Consider the following 14509-nt stretch of genomic DNA (forward strand, 5'->3'; position numbering starts at 1 on the left):
CCCGCGCGGCCCCGGGACTTTCATGCCGGAGCGATTTCTCTTTGTCCCATATTCGATTTGCCCAGGTCACCAAGGCATTCGGGGAGGTGACCGTCATTCCGCCGCTCGATCTCGCTATCGAGCAGGGCGAATTCATGGTGCTGGTCGGTCCCTCCGGCTGCGGCAAGACGACGACGCTGCGCATGCTGGCCGGGCTGGAGGCGGTGACCTCAGGCACGATCGCCATCGCCGGACGCGACGTCACCCATGCGCGGCCGGGCGAACGCGACTGCGCCATGGTGTTCCAGAACTATGCGCTCTATCCGCACATGTCCGTGCGCGACAACATCGCCTATGCGATGCGCGTGCACGGCGTCGACCGGGCCACCATCGACCGCAAGGTGGCCGATGCGGCCGAACTCCTGGGACTGACGGGTTTTCTCGACCGCAAGCCCAAGAACCTGTCGGGCGGCCAGCGCCAGCGGGTCGCCATCGGCCGGGCTCTGGTGCGCGATCCGCAGGCCTTTCTCTTCGACGAGCCGCTGTCCAATCTCGACGCGAAGCTCCGCGTCGAGATGCGCACCGAGATCAAGCTGCTGCAGCGCCGGCTCGGCACGACCACGGTCTATGTCACGCACGACCAGGTGGAGGCGATGACCATGGCCGATCGGGTCGTGGTGATGAATGGCGGCATCATCGAGCAGGCCGCCGACCCGATCACGCTCTACGAGCAGCCGGCCAACCGGTTCGTCGCCAATTTCATCGGCTCGCCCGCGATGAACTTTCTCGACGCGACCATAGACGGCGGGTCGGTGCATCTTGGCGACCAGACCCTGGAACTGGCGCCGCAGGACGAAACGAGGCTCGGCAATCGCGGCGCGGTCACATTCGGCATCCGGCCCGAGCACATGCGCCATTCGGCCCATCAGGCCGAACTGACCTTCAGACCTGACGTCATCGAGCCGCTGGGCGCGCATACGCTGCTGATCGGGCATCTGAACGGCGCCGCGCTGATCGCTCAGGTCGATCCACGCTTCCCGGTGAGCGTGGGCGAGAACTGCACCGTGCCGGTGGACATGACCCAGGCGCATTTCTTCGATCCACAGACCGGCGCACGGCTCTAGACGGGTTCGCGCCGGCGCCGGCCGCAAGGGGGAGGACACATGAAGGGATTCGGCATCCATTCGAGCATCTGGACGATGCGCTGGACGCAGGATGCGGCCGAGCACGCGGTGGCCGAGGCCGTCCGGTGCGGGTTCGACTTCGTCGAGGTCGCGCTGCTCGACCCGTCCGTCGTCGATGCCGCCCACAGCCGCAAACTGTTCGAGCGCGCCGGTGTGCGCGCGGTGTGTTCGCTCGGCCTGCCCGAGCCGGCCTGGCCCTCGCGCGACCCCGAGGCAGGCATCGCCTTCCTGAAGAGCGCGCTCGACACCGCCGCCGCCATGGGCGCGGACGCGCTGTCGGGCGTCACCTATGGCGGGATCGGCGAGCGCAGCGGCGCCCCGCCCACCGAGGCCGAGCTCGACAATGTCGCCCGATGCCTCGAGGCCGCCGCGCGCCATGCGCGCGGGCGTGGCATCGCCTTCGGCATCGAGCCGGTCAACCGCTATGAAAGCCATCTGCTGAACACCGGCGCGCAAGCGGTGGCGATGATCGAGCGCATCGGAAGCCCGGACATCTTCGTGCACCTCGACACCTATCACATGAACATCGAGGAAAAGGGCGCGGCCAACGGCATTCTCGCCGCGCGCGAGCATCTGCGCTACATCCATTTGAGCGAATCCGACCGCGGCACGCCGGGCAGCGGCACCTGCGACTGGGACGAGATCTTCGCCGCGCTCGCCGCGATCGGGTTCGATGGCGGACTGGCGATGGAAAGCTTCATCAACATGCCGCCGGAGATCGCCTTCGGCCTGTCGGTCTGGCGGCCGGTCGCCGAGAGCACCGACGCGGTGATCGGCCAGGGGCTGCCCTTCCTGCGCAACAAGGCCCGGCAATACGGCCTGGCGACCGGCCGCGCGCCGGGCTGACGCGATCGATCAGAACGCCGAGGTCTTGCGCGCGTGGCTCAGATGGCGCTTCATCCGCGCCAGCCGCTCGCTGTGAGCCGGCCCCAGGCGCCGCGCCACCAGCGTCGAGACGATGTCGACCACGACGAGCGCGGCGATGCGCGATGTCGTCGGCGTGAACAGGTCGGTGTTGTCGAGCGTCTCGACATTGAGCACCGCATCGGCATGGTTGATCAGCGGCGTCGTCGGCGCCCCGGTGATCGCGATGACCCCGGCGCCCTGCTCTCGGGCCAGGCGCGCCACCTCGATGATCGCCAGCGTGGCGCCGGTGTTGGAGATGGCGACCGCCACCGTGCCCGGGCCCATCATGGTCGCGGCCATGAGTTGCTGGTGGGCATCGAGCGTGGCGTTGCAGGGAATGCCGAACAGCGGGAATCGCTGCTGGGCGTCCTGGGCGACGATGGCCGAGGCGCCGAAGCCGAACAGCTCCATCGATCTGGCCTGGACGATGATGTCGACCGCCGCATTGACCTGCGCCATGTCGAGCCGGTTGCGGGTCCAGTCGAGCGAGGTCATGGTGTAGTCGAAGATCTTGGCGGCGACCGCCTCGGGATCGTCCTCGTCGCTGATCGCCGAATGGGTCGCCGGCGTGCCGAAGGCCAGGCTCCGGGCGAGCCTGAGCTTGAAGTCCTGAAAACCCTCGCAGCCGACCGAATTGCAGAACCGGATGACAGTTGGTTGACTGACTCCGGCAATGGCGGCCGTCTCGGCGACGGTCGCGTTGAGCACCCGCTCGGGTTCGGCGAGCACGATATTGGCGACCTTGCGGTCGGATTTGCGCAGGTCGTCGCGCAGCCGCCGCACGGTCTCCAGGACATTGCCGTTCACCGTGGGCTCGCGTTCGGGGCGCATGATGGTCATCGACCGGCTCCCGTCCGGCCAGGGGCGGATCGGCCGAGCCGATACACCATCGCGACACGCGCCGGAACCGCATGCACGGCGTCGGCCTTGCGCGCCGCCGCTTCGATCTCGCCCCTGGGTACGGTGTTGAAGGCGAACATGCCGAAGTGGTGGGCGATCATGGCGGGAATGCCGGCATGGGTGCACAGCGCGATGGCCTCGTCGACGCGCATATTGCCCGGTATGCCGCCGGCACGGCGGGCCGCGTCGCGGCCATTGACGGGCAGCAGCGCGAGATCGGCGCCAAGGGCGGCGACCTCCTCGATTTGTCCGTCGAATGGCACCGTGTCGCCGGAATGCACGATGGTCGGCCCGCCGGCGAACGCCATGCCGTAGCCGAGGAACAGGTGCCGGCCGTCCGCGTCGCGCTCCATGGTCTCGTGTGCGGCGCGCGTCGCCGTCACCCGCAAGCCTGGCAGGAGGGCGGCGGTCTCGCCCGCGTCGATGCCGATCAACCGGCTTGCGGCAATGCCGGCCCGTTCGAGCGCGGGGGCGCGCGCCGACGCCGGCGCGACCAGCACTGCATGCGGATTGGCGGCAAGCATCGGCCCAAGCGTCTGCGGGTCCATGTGGTCGGTGTGGGCGTGCGTTGCCAGCACCGCGTCGATATGGCCGATGGCGTCCGGCAGGACGGGCGTCGGCATCATCCGGCGGTGGTCGAAGCGTCGGCCGCGATATTTCTCGGCGAGCGAATCCGACAGGTAGGGATCGATGACGATGCGGCGGCCTTTCGCCTCGATCACGAAGCCGGCCTGGCCGAGCCAGAACAGGCGGCAGGCGTCGCCCGGCGATTGCGCGAGAACCGCGGCGAGCGGCCGGTCAAGGGCGTGCTCGGCGAGCCGCGTCGACCGGTCGCGCGCGGCAACGCTCATTGCCGCACCCGGTTGGCGATCTCGGTGAGTTCGGCAATGGTCCGGGCGCCGGGATCGATCGCGATGTCGAACACTTCGGCGATGACCTGCGTCCAGCCGTGGATGAAATAGGTCCAGCCGTCGATGACGGTCAGCCCGCGTCCGGCCTGCTGCCGGCGCGCCTGGTCGAGGAAGACGAGGTCGCCGCGATAGTTGAGATCCCAGGCCAGTGCGCGCTCGGGAAAAACGGCCGCGTCGGTCAGCGGCGAGCCCGGCGCATCCTTGCCCAGGCCCGTTGCGTTGATGACGAGCGAACCGGGCGGCAGGCCGGTCAGCACAGCGTCATTGTGCGCCGGCGTCGGCGCGTGCACATAGTCGACGGGGACAGCGGTTTCGATCTGCCCGTGCACGTCGCGGATCGATTGCAGGCGCGGCGTCGAGCGGTTGGAAACGACGATACGCGACGGCACGTCGTCGCCGCGGGCGGCGCGCATCAGGTGCCAGGTGATGGCGATGGTCGAGCCGCCAGCGCCGATGGCGAACACCGCCGCGCCCGTTTCGCGCCAGTAGCCGGGCGGGGCGAAGCCGTCGATGGCAAGGCCAGAGGAGACCGGATCCTTGGCGTGGCAGATCAGCTTGCCGCCGCGCTTGGACAGGCAACTCGTCTCGCCCATCAGCGCCGCATGCGGGTCGATCTCGTCGAAAAGGTCGCGGCAGGCGTTGAAGAAGTCGATCTTGTGCGTCGTCACCAGCGCGCCCAGCGACAGGGGATCGTCGCGGATGAAGGCGGCCGCCCGGCGATAGGCGTCGGGCTCGGCATGCAGCGGAAAGTCGATGCCGGCGATGGCCGCGTCGTTCAGGCCCAGATGTTCGGCCCAGGCCGGAAACACCTGCATGATCGAACTCCTGGCCGTCGTCACGCCGATGAAATGGAGAGTCGGCCTCGTGGCCGGCGCGTAGCGGCCGGCGGGAACGCTGCTCGCGGGGCCGGGGCGCGCGGACATGGTCAGACGGGCCGCGCCGCGGCGCCGGTGATGGCCCGCACGGTCTCGGCGGTGCGCGGCCGATAGGCGGCATTGTCGACCCGTCGCCATCTGCCCGCGCCATCATCGACGATGCGCACCCGCATGCCGCCCGAAGCGGCGATGATCGCATAATCCTGGCCGGAATCGGCCGGGTAGGCGAACATCATGACAAGGTCTTCGTCGCCCACATTCACCGACCGGTGTATCCAGTAAGGCGGCACGTAGCAGATCTGCTGCGGTCCGATCTCGACGGTGCGGACTTCGCCGTCGGGGGCCTCCATCAGCATGACGCCGCGCCCGGCCTGGCCGTAATAGATCTCCGGCCGGTCAGGCCTGGCATGGATGTGCCCGCGCGTCATGAAATACTCGTCGCCCACCTTGCCCGGCGCCATGCGGGTGACGCCCGTGATCAGGTCGTTGACGCGCTCGCCGGGCGCATAGGAGGTCACCTCATAGGCGATCGCCTCGGGGGCGTCCGCGACACGGGCGGCGAAGGCCGCCGCATCGGCGTAAAGGCCTTCCAGATCGGCCAGCTTCTTGACATAGCGGCCGTTGGCATTGGTCAGACGGCCGTCTCCGAGGCTGACGGCGCAGGCATGCGGTTCCATCAAACCCATTGCGTCCCTTCGGCCAGGTTTGGTAGCATCACTACATATTGAGGGTTTGATACATCAGCGCAGCGGCGCGGTGCAAGCCTCTGACGGGGAGGACAAGGCGATTTTCGGCCCGCGGACAGCCTTCATGGACGCAATCGGTATTTCTGCTACCGATGACTGGTGGCTATCGTCGATTGCGAGCGCCCGATGACGCGCTCGGCGACGGTTTCCATCGATGTCGGCACCGGCTCGACGCGCGCGGCGGCGGTCCGTGCCGATGGCGCGGTTCTTCACGTCGCCGCGCGCGGCTACGAGCAGATCGTGCCCGCCCATGGCTGGTCCGAGCAGCGGCCGGCCGAGTGGTGGCGGGCGGCCCGCACGGCGCTCAGCGAGGTCACCGCCTGGGCGCGCGACAATGATTGCGCGATCGAGGCGGTCGCGGCCTGCGGGCAGATGCACGGCACGGTGCTGATCGACGACGATGGCAAGCTGACCCGCGAGGCGGTGCCGCTGTGGAACGACAAGCGCACGCTCGGCCATGTGATGCGCTTCGAGGCGACCGAGGACCTTGCCGCCTGGCTGCCGCGCACGGCCAATCCGCCGACCCCGGCCTGGCCCGCCTTCAAGCTGCAATGGCTGCGCGATGAGGATGCCGATGCCTATCGCCGGGCCTCGACCGTGTTCATGCCCAAGGACTACATCAATTTCCGCCTCACCGGCGAACGGGCGACGGACTGGACCGAGGCGGCCTGTTCGTTCCTGATGGATCCGGAAACGGGCGACTGGTCGGACCCGGTCATCGCCGATCTGGGGCTCGACCGGTCGAAACTGGCGCCGATCCGCCAGCCGGCCGAAAGGCTCGGCCGGGTGACGCCGGACGCGGCGGCCGAAACCGGGCTGGCAGCGGGCACGCCGGTGCTGGTCGGCGGGGCGGACTATCCGGTGGCGCTGCTCGGCTCGGGTGTGTGCCGCCCGGGTCTGGCATCGGAGGTCGCGGGCACGTCGGCCATCATCACGCTGGTGACCGAGCGGCCGATCCTGCACCCCGAAATCAGCAATGTCGGCACGCCCGAGGGGCATTGGGGCGCCTTCGTGCTGCTGGAAACCGGCGGCGACGCGGCCCGCTGGGCGCGACGGGTCTTCCATGGCCAGGCGCTGTCCTATGGCGAGATCCTCGACCTCGCAGCGACCGCGCCGGTCGGTGCCGGGGCGCTGTTCTTCCTGCCATACCTGGTCGGCGAGCGGCTCGGCGCCCACAGGAATTCGCGCGGCCAGTTCTTCGGCCTTTCGGCCGGCCATACCCTCGCCGATCTCGATCGCGCCGTGCTCGAGGGCGTCGGGTTTGCCGTCAACCGGCACTTGCAGACGATGGAGGCGGCGACCGGTTCGCGGGCCGAGGTGCTGATCGCCTCTGGCGGCGGGGCCAGGGCCGATCTGTGGCTGAAGATCAAGGCGTCGATCTACGAGCGGCCGATACTGATACCGCAAGAGGCCGAGTGCGGGCTCGTCGGCGCGGCGATCCTCGCCCAGGTGGCGACGGGACGGTTTTCCTCGGTTCAGGAGGGTGCGGACGCGCTGGTGCGCCATGGCCGCATCGTCGAGCCCGATCCGGCCTGGAGCGACCGGTACAGGCGGATGCAGCCGGTCTTCGACCGGCTGTGCGCGGCCGCGCAGCCCTTCTACGACGACCTCGACCGGCTTGCCTGAAGGCGTTCGCCGGCGGTCATGCCGCGACGACTTCCGCGACCACCGCAAGGCAGTCGCCTGTCTTGATCAGCCCGGGGAAATGGCGCGAGACCAGCATGCCGCTGCGGCAGGCATGGTAGTCGACGGGCGGCTGGCCGGTGCGGTCGGACGGCCAGATGCGCGCGATCACGTCGCCCCTTTCGACCGGGTCGCCCAGATTGACCCATGGCTCGAACAGGCCTTCGTTCTGGCTGAAGACGAAACAGTCATCGTCCGGCATGTCGAGCATGACGGTCGGGCCGATCTCGGGCTCGCCTTCCAGGATGCCCGCATGCCTGAGCACGTTGCGGGCGCCCTTCTTGGCGATGGCGACGGTGGTGCCGGAGGCCGTGCCGCCGCCGCCCAGTTCGGTCGTCACGAACACCTTGCCCTGATCCTCGACCGCGGTGTCGTACATGCCGACGTTGTCGATCTCCAGCAGCATCAGCGTGAACGGCGCATTGAACGCCTCGACCGCCGCCACGCAGCGGGCCTGCTGGTCCTTGTCGTCGAGGACATGGGCCGAGGCGAACGGGACGAAATCGAGCGACTTGCCGCCCGAATGGAAGTCGAGAACGATGTCGGCCATGGGCACGAGCACGCTGTTGAAATAGTCGGCGATCTTCTCGGTGACCGTGCCGTCGGGGCGGCCGGGGAAGATGCGGTTGAGATTGCGTTGGTCGATCGGCGAGACGCGCGTCGCGGCCCGAAAGGCGGGATAGTTGAAGGCGGGCACGATGATCACGCGCCCTGAGATTTCGCAGGGTTCGAGATTGTAGGCCAAGTCGAACAGGGCGATCGGGCCTTCATATTCGTCGCCGTGATTGGCGCCGGTCAGCAGCGCGGTCGGCCCCTGGCCGTTCCTGATCACGGTGATCGGGATCATGATCGAGCCCCAGGCCGAATCGTCGCGGCTATAGGGCAGGCGCAGGAAGCCGTGATGCTTGCCGTCGACGTCAAGAGGGATCGTGGGCCTGATCGGATTGGAAGGCATGGTCGGGGCCCTTTGCAGCATGGCCGGCCTCAGTCCTTGACCAGGAGCCGGCGCGGCACGTCGGCGAGGATCTCCGGGCCGTTCTCGCCGATGACGATGGATTCGGTGATCTCGAAGCCCCAGTCGTCCATCCACAGTCCGGTCATGAAGTGAAAGGTCATGTTGGGCTCGAGCACGGTGGTGTCGCCGGCGCGCAGGCTCATCGTGCGCTCGCCCCAGTCGGGCGGATAGGACAGCCCGATGGGATAGCCGGTGCGGTTGTCCTTGACGATGCCGTACCGGTCGAGCACGGCGAAGAACGCCCCGGCGATGTCCTGGCAGCGATTGCCGGCCCTTGCCGCCTCCAGACCGGCCTCGAGGCCCTCCAGCACCGCGTTTTCGGCATCGAGGAAGGTCTGGGTCGGCTTGCCCAGGAATATGGTCCGCGACAGCGGGCAGTGATAGCGCCGGTAGACGCCGGCGACCTCGAAGAACGTGCCCTCGCCCTCGCGCAGGGGCTCGTCGTTCCAGGTCAGGTGCGGCGCCGACGCATCGACGCCCGAGGGCAGCAGCGGCACCAGCGCCGGATAGTCTCCGCCAAAGCCCAGGGCAGCGTCGTAGCGCAGCCCCGCCTCATAGATGTCGGCGACCAGATCGCATTTGCGATAGCCCGGCTCGGCCTTGTCGAAGATGACCTTGTGCATGCGCTCGACCAGCCGCGCGGCGTTGCGCATGAAGCCCAGTTCGGCCTCGGACTTGACCGCGCGCTGCCAGTTGACGAGGCCCGTCGCGTCGGCGAAGCGCGCATTGGGCAGGTCGCGCTGCAGGGTGGCGAAGGCGGCCGCCGAGAACCAGTAATTGTCCATCTCCACGCCGATGCGCGCCGTTCCGCCCCAGCGCCTATCGATCTCGGCGGCGAGCAACTGCATGGGGTGGCGCTCGGTCGACTGCACATAATGATCCGGATAGCCGACAATGTCGTCTTCGCCCATGAAGGCGGTGCGGCGGGCGCCATTGGCGTCCTGGCCGCGGCCGAACCAGACCGGATCGCCGTCCATGCCGACGATGACGGCCTGGTGAACATAGAAGGACCAGCCGTCATAGCCGGTCAGCCACGCCATGTTGGAGGGATCGGACACGACGAGGATGTCGATGCCCTTTCGCTCCATGGCGCGGCGGGTGCGTGCAATGCGGGTGGCATATTCGTCGAGCGTAAAGGGCAGGGCGGGAGCCGGTGCCGGTCTTGTGTTCTGCAGCATGTTCTTCAGGTCTCGAAGTCGGTGCCCGCGCCGGCCATTCGGGCGCGATCGCGGGCCATGGTGGCAATGGCGGTGTCCTGAACGCCGGTTCCGGTCAGGTCGGCGAGGGTGATTGCCGCGTTCGACAGGCGGCCGGGCGCCTTGCCGGCGATGATGTCGCCCAGCTCGGCAAAGTGCGTCTCGGGATCGATCAGCCCGGCGGCGATGGCCAAGCGCAATTCGCCCAGTTCGCGCGTCTGCGAGAGCCGGTCGGGCACATACGGATCGGCGCGGGTCAGGCAGGCGGGATCGAGTTCGTTCTTGTCGGGCTGGTCCGAGCCCATGGCGGTGACGTGCTGGCCCGGCCGCAGCCACTCGGCCTTCAGGATCGGCGTCTTCGCCGGCGTGGTGGTGACGATGATGTCGGCGTCAGCCACGGCCGTTGCCGCATCGGGCGCGGCGGTGACGGCAATGCCGAGTTCGGCGCTCATCTGGTCGGCGACGGCTTCGGCCCTGGCGGCGTCGCGCGCCCAGATCGTCGCGCGGGTCAGCGGGCGGACCAGATGCAGCGCCTTAAGCTGAAGTCTGCCTTGCGTGCCGGCGCCCAGAATGCAGGCGGTGGCCGCGTCGGGCCGTGAAAGATGCCTGGCGGCGACCGCGCCGGCGGCGGCGGTGCGCACATCGGTCAGATAGCCATTGTCGAGCAGCAGTGCCTCGACCATGCCGGTCGTCGCCGAGAACAGCACCATCAGGCCGGAGGTCGAGGGCAGGCCGAGCTTGGGATTGTCGAAGAAGCCGGGCGAGATCTTGATCGCGAAACTGTCAAGGCCAGTCATGTAGGCGGTCTTGACGTCGACCTCGCCATGGGCTTGTTCGATCGCCATGGACAGGATCGGCGGCATCACCACACTGCCGCCCGACAGCGCGACGAATGCGCGCTCGACGCAATCGACCGCATCGAGATCGAGCGGCACCGCCTTTCGCAGATCGGCTTCGGTCAGGATCGTGACGGCGCCCATCAGGCGGCCTCTGCGGTTACGTCCACATCCTCCCCGGAGACGATCCGGTGATGCTGTTCCATGTCGATGTTTCCCCCGCTGAGTATGGCGACGGTCGGCCCCACCGGAGTGACCTTCCGGGCGAGCAACGCGCCGATGCCGACCGCGCCCGAACCCTCGACGATCTGCCGTTCCCGCCAGTAGGCGTGCCGGATCGCACGGGCGATCTCGCCCTCGTCGAGCAGCACCACGTCGTCGACGAGTGCCCGCGTCATGGCGAAGGTGTGCCGGTTGTCGAGGCCGATGCCGCCGCCGAGCGAATCGGCCAGCGTCGGCAGTTCCTCGACGGCGACCGGCCGGCCCGCCTGAAGGCACGCATGCATGGCCGCGCCGCGCTCCATTGAGATGCCGACGATTTTCGCCTCCGGCTTCTTCGCCTTGACCGCCGCCGCGACCCCGCAGATCAGACCGCCGCCCGACAGCGGCACCAGAACGGTGTCGAGATCGGGCACCTGTTCGACCAGTTCGAGCCCGAGCGTGCCCTGCCCGGCGATGATCGCCCGGTGATCGAAGGGCGGGATCATGGTCATGCCCTCTTCGGCGACCAGCCGGTCGACCTCCTCTTGCGCCTCGTCCTGCGACCGGCCGACGATGCGCACCTGGGCGCCCTGTGCCTTGATGCCGTCGATCTTGGCCTGCGGCACGAGCCTGGACATGCAGATGATGCAGCGCACGCCGGCCGCCCTTGCCGCATAGGCCAGCCCGCGCCCGTGATTGCCGGTCGAAACGCCGACCACGCCGCGCGCCCTTTCGGCCTCGGTCAGTTGCGCGATCGCGTTGCTCGCTCCGCGCAGCTTGAAACTGCCGGTGATCTGCTGGTGTTCGAGCTTGAGGTAAATCGGTAAGTCAACGCTTACCGTAAGTGATTCCGAACGATTGACGAAGGTCTGCCGCACGACGCCGGCGATGGCCGCCTGCGCAGCCTCGATCTCGGCGAAGTTGACGAAACCGTCCGTCATGCCGCCGCTCCCGCCCCGGCGCCCACCATCGGCAGGTCGAAGAGCCGACCGAAGCCGGCCGGGCGAAATCCGGAAAGCCCGCCAAGCCGCGTCATCGCCCAGGCGCCGGCCTGGTTGGAGGTGACGACCGGCTTGCCCGTCGCTTCCTCGATGGCCGCGATGACGCCGACGGCCGGCAATGCGGTGCAGGAGATGAAGATCGCCTCGGTCTCGGGCGTATCGACCGCGCGTGCGGCGTCGACGATCGTCTCGCCGGTGACATGGGCCATGTCGCGATCATCCTCGATCCCCAGGCACTGGCAGGCGGTCACCTCGAAACCGTTTGCGGCGAAATGGTGCGCCATCGGCTCGGTTGTCTCGACCGTATAGGGGGTGAGGATCGCGACGCGCCCGGCGCCCAGTGCGGCAAGCGCATGGCGCGCGGCGCCCGAGGGCGTGACGACCGGCGTACCGGGCCTTGCCGCCTGGATGTTCGCCACGACCTCGGCTTCGCCGATGAGAACCGAGGCCGAGGTGCAACTGTAGTAGATGGCGCGCAGCGGCACGCCTTCGATCAGCAGTGCGGCCGCCTCGGTCAGCCGGCCCGCCATGGCGCGCAGATTGGCCGGCGTGACGGGGTTGGCATTGCGCACCCGAGTGACGTGAATGACCGCGCCCGAGGGGGCGAGCATCGTGGCGAAGTCGGGCTCGGTCGTCAGATCGCTCGCCAGCACGATCAACCCCAACCGCGGCGTGGCGTCGCGATCGCGGAAGCGGGCCGCTTGCTTGCAGAGCGTAACGGTTGGCTGTGTCATCGATCGCGCTCCAAACGGGCGGTCATTGCGCCTTGCCGCCCACGCTAAACGACCAGAACGGGGCAGTCGGCAAGGCTGGTGACCTTGTGCGACACGCTGCCGAGCAGAAAGCCCTCCAGATCGCCCATGCCGCGGCTGCCGACGACGGTCAGGTCGGCGCCGTGATCCTCGCCGAACTTGACGATGGTGCGCGCGGGCTGGCCGACTTTGACGAAGGCGCGCACCTTGTCCGCGCCAAGGGCGGCGGCGTCCTTCTTGGCCTGTTCGGCCACCTGCTTGGCATAGCCGCGCAGCACGTCGTCGAGATTCTCCGGATCGTTGGGCCGGACCATCGACATGGACGCCTCGGTCATCGAGTGATGGCGGTAGACGGTCAGGATGAACAGTTCGGCCGCGCAATGGGCGGCGAGCCTTGCCGCCTTTTCGAGCGCGCGTTTGGAGCCGTCCGAACCGTCCACCGCAACCAGTATGCGTTCAAACATGGGTGTCACCGGCCGTCATCGGAACGCCAGATCGCGCAGGAACAGGGCGATCTGCGGGAAGAAGATCAGCGCCACCGACACCGAAAGCAGGATGACGATGAAGGGCGGCGTGCCCTTGATCACCTCCATGTACGGCCGCTTGAAGACGGCGATGGCGGTGAAGATGTCGCAGCCGAACGGTGGCGTCGCCGAGCCGATGGCGACCTGCAGCGTGATCAGTGTGCCGACCAGCACCGGATCGATGCCCGCCGCCTCGACCACCGGCGCGAAGATCGGCACCAGGATCAGGATGACGACGATCGGGTCGACGAACATGCAGCCGATGAAGAACGCGATCGAGATGACGAAGAGCACCGCGATCGGGCCCATCTGGTCGATGCCGATCGTGCCGAGCACGGTCTGCGGCACCTGGGCGAACGAGATCACCCAGGAAAAGGCGGCGCCCGCGCCAACCAGGATGAAGACGACCGCCGTGATCAGGCCGGTCGACTTGGCGGTGCGGTAGACGCCGGCCAGATCGAGCGAGCGGAACACGATCACCTCGAGGATCAGCGCATAGAGCACGCAGACCGCGGCCGCTTCGGTCGGCGAGAAGATGCCGCCATAGATGCCGCCGATGATGATCGCCGGAAAGCCCAGCGGCCACAGCGCGTTGCGCACCGCGCGGGCGCGCTCGGGCCATGGCGTCTTCGGTTCGGTCGGCACGCCCATACGCACCGCGTAGATCCACGAATAGATCGAGAACAGCACCAGGATCAGGAGCCCCGGACCGATGCCGGCGATGAACAGTTCGGCGATGGAGGTGCCCGAGACCACGCCATAGATGATCATGCCGATCGAGGGCGGGATCAGGAACGCGATGTCGGAGGCGTTGACGATCAGCGCGAGGACGAAACTGTCCGAATAGCCGGCCTTGAGCATGCGCGGACGCAAGGGCGAGCCGATGGCGACGACGGTGGCCTGGGTGGAGCCCGACACCGCGCCGAACATGGTGCAGGCGGTGGCGGTCGACACGGCGAGCCCGCCCTTGAGATGCCCGACGAAGCTCATCACCATGTCGATCAGCCGGCCGGCCGACTGGCCGCGCGTCATGATGTCGGCGGCGAAGATGAACATCGGCACGGCGATCAGCGAGGCGGGACGGATGCCGGCCATGATCTGCTGGATCATGGTCTCCATCTGGCTGAAGCCGCCGAACATGGAATAAAAGCCGTAGGTGGCCCCGGCGATCAGCGGGATCATCATCGGAAAGCCGATGAGCAGCAGCACGATCATGATCGAAAACAGCGGCAGGGCCATCGCTCAGACCTCCAGCTCGTCTTCGTCGTAACCCTCGAGCACGTGCGTGGACAGGTAGATGTCCTTTTCGATCACGTTCTTGATGGCCGTCAGCAGGTATTGCAGCCCGGTCAGCAGGAAGCCGGCCGGCACCCAGACGAGCGTCCACCAGACCGGGATCTGCAGCGCCGGCAGAAGCCGGCCGCGGCCGGCCTGGGTGATGATGTAGGCGAACGCGTACCAGGCGAGCGCCAGCATGAAGGCGGCGGTGATCAGGGAAATGACGATCATCAGCACCTTGCGCGTCCTGGCGGGCAGCGCGTCGTAGATCGCCGACATGCGGATGTGCCGACCCTGTCGGGCGGCATAGGATATGCCGGCAAAGGTGATCAGGATGATCAGGACCCGGTTGAGCTCCTCGGAAAAGAAGATCGAATTGCCGAAGACGAAGCGGCCGACGACATTGGCGATCGTGTTGGCCGCCATGAGCAGGACGCTGGCGCCGAGCATCACCGCCTCGATGCGCGCGATGGCCACGTCCAGCCAGCCCAGCGGGCCGGGCAGGGTCGAGGTGTATTCGCC

General features: G+C 67.8%; 15 protein-coding genes. 3 read left to right on the forward strand and 12 right to left on the reverse strand.

The features are described 5' to 3' along the window. The first annotated feature begins 41 nt into the window (after positions 1-41). Positions 42-1103 (forward strand): sn-glycerol-3-phosphate ABC transporter ATP-binding protein UgpC, encoded by a 1062-nt coding sequence (ugpC, locus tag RBB34_RS15270; protein ID WP_306120098.1) that lies wholly within the window; start codon positions 42-44, stop codon positions 1101-1103. A 39-nt stretch (positions 1104-1142) separates the two neighbouring features. Further along, positions 1143-2009, forward strand: a complete 867-nt coding sequence (locus tag RBB34_RS15275) for a sugar phosphate isomerase/epimerase (RefSeq protein ID WP_306120099.1) — start codon at positions 1143-1145, stop codon at positions 2007-2009. A 9-nt stretch (positions 2010-2018) separates the two neighbouring features. Here RBB34_RS15275 and RBB34_RS15280 read toward each other — a convergent pair whose 3' ends face one another. Genes RBB34_RS15280 through RBB34_RS15295 form a run of 4 tightly spaced genes read right to left on the reverse strand, consistent with a single transcriptional unit; the run spans position 2019 to position 5441 of the window. Beyond that, the gene (locus RBB34_RS15280; RefSeq protein ID WP_306120100.1) at positions 2019-2909 is read right to left on the reverse strand and encodes an SIS domain-containing protein; all 891 of its coding nucleotides are present in this window, start codon (positions 2907-2909) and stop codon (positions 2019-2021) included. Beyond that, positions 2906-3820, reverse strand: a complete 915-nt coding sequence (locus RBB34_RS15285) for an MBL fold metallo-hydrolase (RefSeq protein ID WP_306120101.1) — start codon at positions 3818-3820, stop codon at positions 2906-2908. The genes RBB34_RS15280 and RBB34_RS15285 overlap by 4 nt, the downstream gene beginning before the upstream one ends. Then, complete coding sequence (locus RBB34_RS15290; protein WP_306120102.1) at positions 3817-4803, reverse strand: shikimate dehydrogenase; 987 nt, start codon at positions 4801-4803, stop codon at positions 3817-3819. The genes RBB34_RS15285 and RBB34_RS15290 overlap by 4 nt, the downstream gene beginning before the upstream one ends. Before the next feature lie 2 nt (positions 4804-4805). Continuing rightward, entirely contained in the window at positions 4806-5441 is a 636-nt protein-coding gene (locus RBB34_RS15295; protein ID WP_306120103.1) for a glucose-6-phosphate isomerase, read from the reverse strand. A 186-nt stretch (positions 5442-5627) separates the two neighbouring features. Here RBB34_RS15295 and RBB34_RS15300 point away from each other — a divergent pair, with 186 nt between their 5' ends. Then, complete coding sequence (locus tag RBB34_RS15300) at positions 5628-7127, forward strand: FGGY family carbohydrate kinase (protein ID WP_306120114.1); 1500 nt, start codon at positions 5628-5630, stop codon at positions 7125-7127. Between the two features lie 16 nt (positions 7128-7143). Here RBB34_RS15300 and doeB read toward each other — a convergent pair whose 3' ends face one another. The 8 genes from doeB to RBB34_RS15340 form a co-directional block, all read right to left on the reverse strand. Continuing rightward, positions 7144-8139 carry a N(2)-acetyl-L-2,4-diaminobutanoate deacetylase DoeB gene (doeB, locus tag RBB34_RS15305; RefSeq protein WP_306120115.1) on the reverse strand — a complete coding sequence of 332 codons (996 nt, stop codon included), beginning with the start codon at positions 8137-8139 and terminating at the stop codon, positions 7144-7146. Between the two features lie 29 nt (positions 8140-8168). Next, on the reverse strand, positions 8169-9377 hold the full coding sequence (doeA, locus tag RBB34_RS15310) for an ectoine hydrolase DoeA (protein ID WP_306120104.1): 1209 nt from the start codon (positions 9375-9377) through the stop codon (positions 8169-8171). A gap of 5 nt (positions 9378-9382) precedes the next feature. Next, positions 9383-10375: an ectoine utilization protein EutC gene (gene eutC, locus RBB34_RS15315; protein ID WP_306120105.1), complete on the reverse strand. Its 993-nt coding sequence runs from the start codon at positions 10373-10375 to the stop codon at positions 9383-9385. Continuing rightward, the gene (gene eutB, locus RBB34_RS15320) at positions 10375-11373 is read right to left on the reverse strand and encodes a hydroxyectoine utilization dehydratase EutB (RefSeq protein WP_306120106.1); all 999 of its coding nucleotides are present in this window, start codon (positions 11371-11373) and stop codon (positions 10375-10377) included. The genes eutC and eutB overlap by 1 nt, the downstream gene beginning before the upstream one ends. After that, a complete protein-coding gene (locus tag RBB34_RS15325) occupies positions 11370-12167 on the reverse strand; it encodes an aspartate/glutamate racemase family protein (protein WP_306120107.1) in 798 nt (265 codons plus the stop codon). The genes eutB and RBB34_RS15325 overlap by 4 nt, the downstream gene beginning before the upstream one ends. A 44-nt stretch (positions 12168-12211) precedes the next feature. After that, the gene (locus RBB34_RS15330; RefSeq protein WP_306120108.1) at positions 12212-12649 is read right to left on the reverse strand and encodes a universal stress protein; all 438 of its coding nucleotides are present in this window, start codon (positions 12647-12649) and stop codon (positions 12212-12214) included. A 15-nt stretch (positions 12650-12664) separates the two neighbouring features. Then, the gene (locus RBB34_RS15335) at positions 12665-13948 is read right to left on the reverse strand and encodes a TRAP transporter large permease (RefSeq protein WP_306120109.1); all 1284 of its coding nucleotides are present in this window, start codon (positions 13946-13948) and stop codon (positions 12665-12667) included. A gap of 3 nt (positions 13949-13951) precedes the next feature. Further along, positions 13952-14509: TRAP transporter small permease (locus tag RBB34_RS15340; RefSeq protein WP_306120110.1), on the reverse strand; the 558-nt coding region annotated here is incomplete at its 5' end.

It is taken from the genome of Roseitalea sp. MMSF_3546 (genome assembly GCF_030732865.1).
In the GTDB taxonomy this organism is placed as follows: Bacteria; Pseudomonadota; Alphaproteobacteria; order Rhizobiales; family Rhizobiaceae; genus Roseitalea.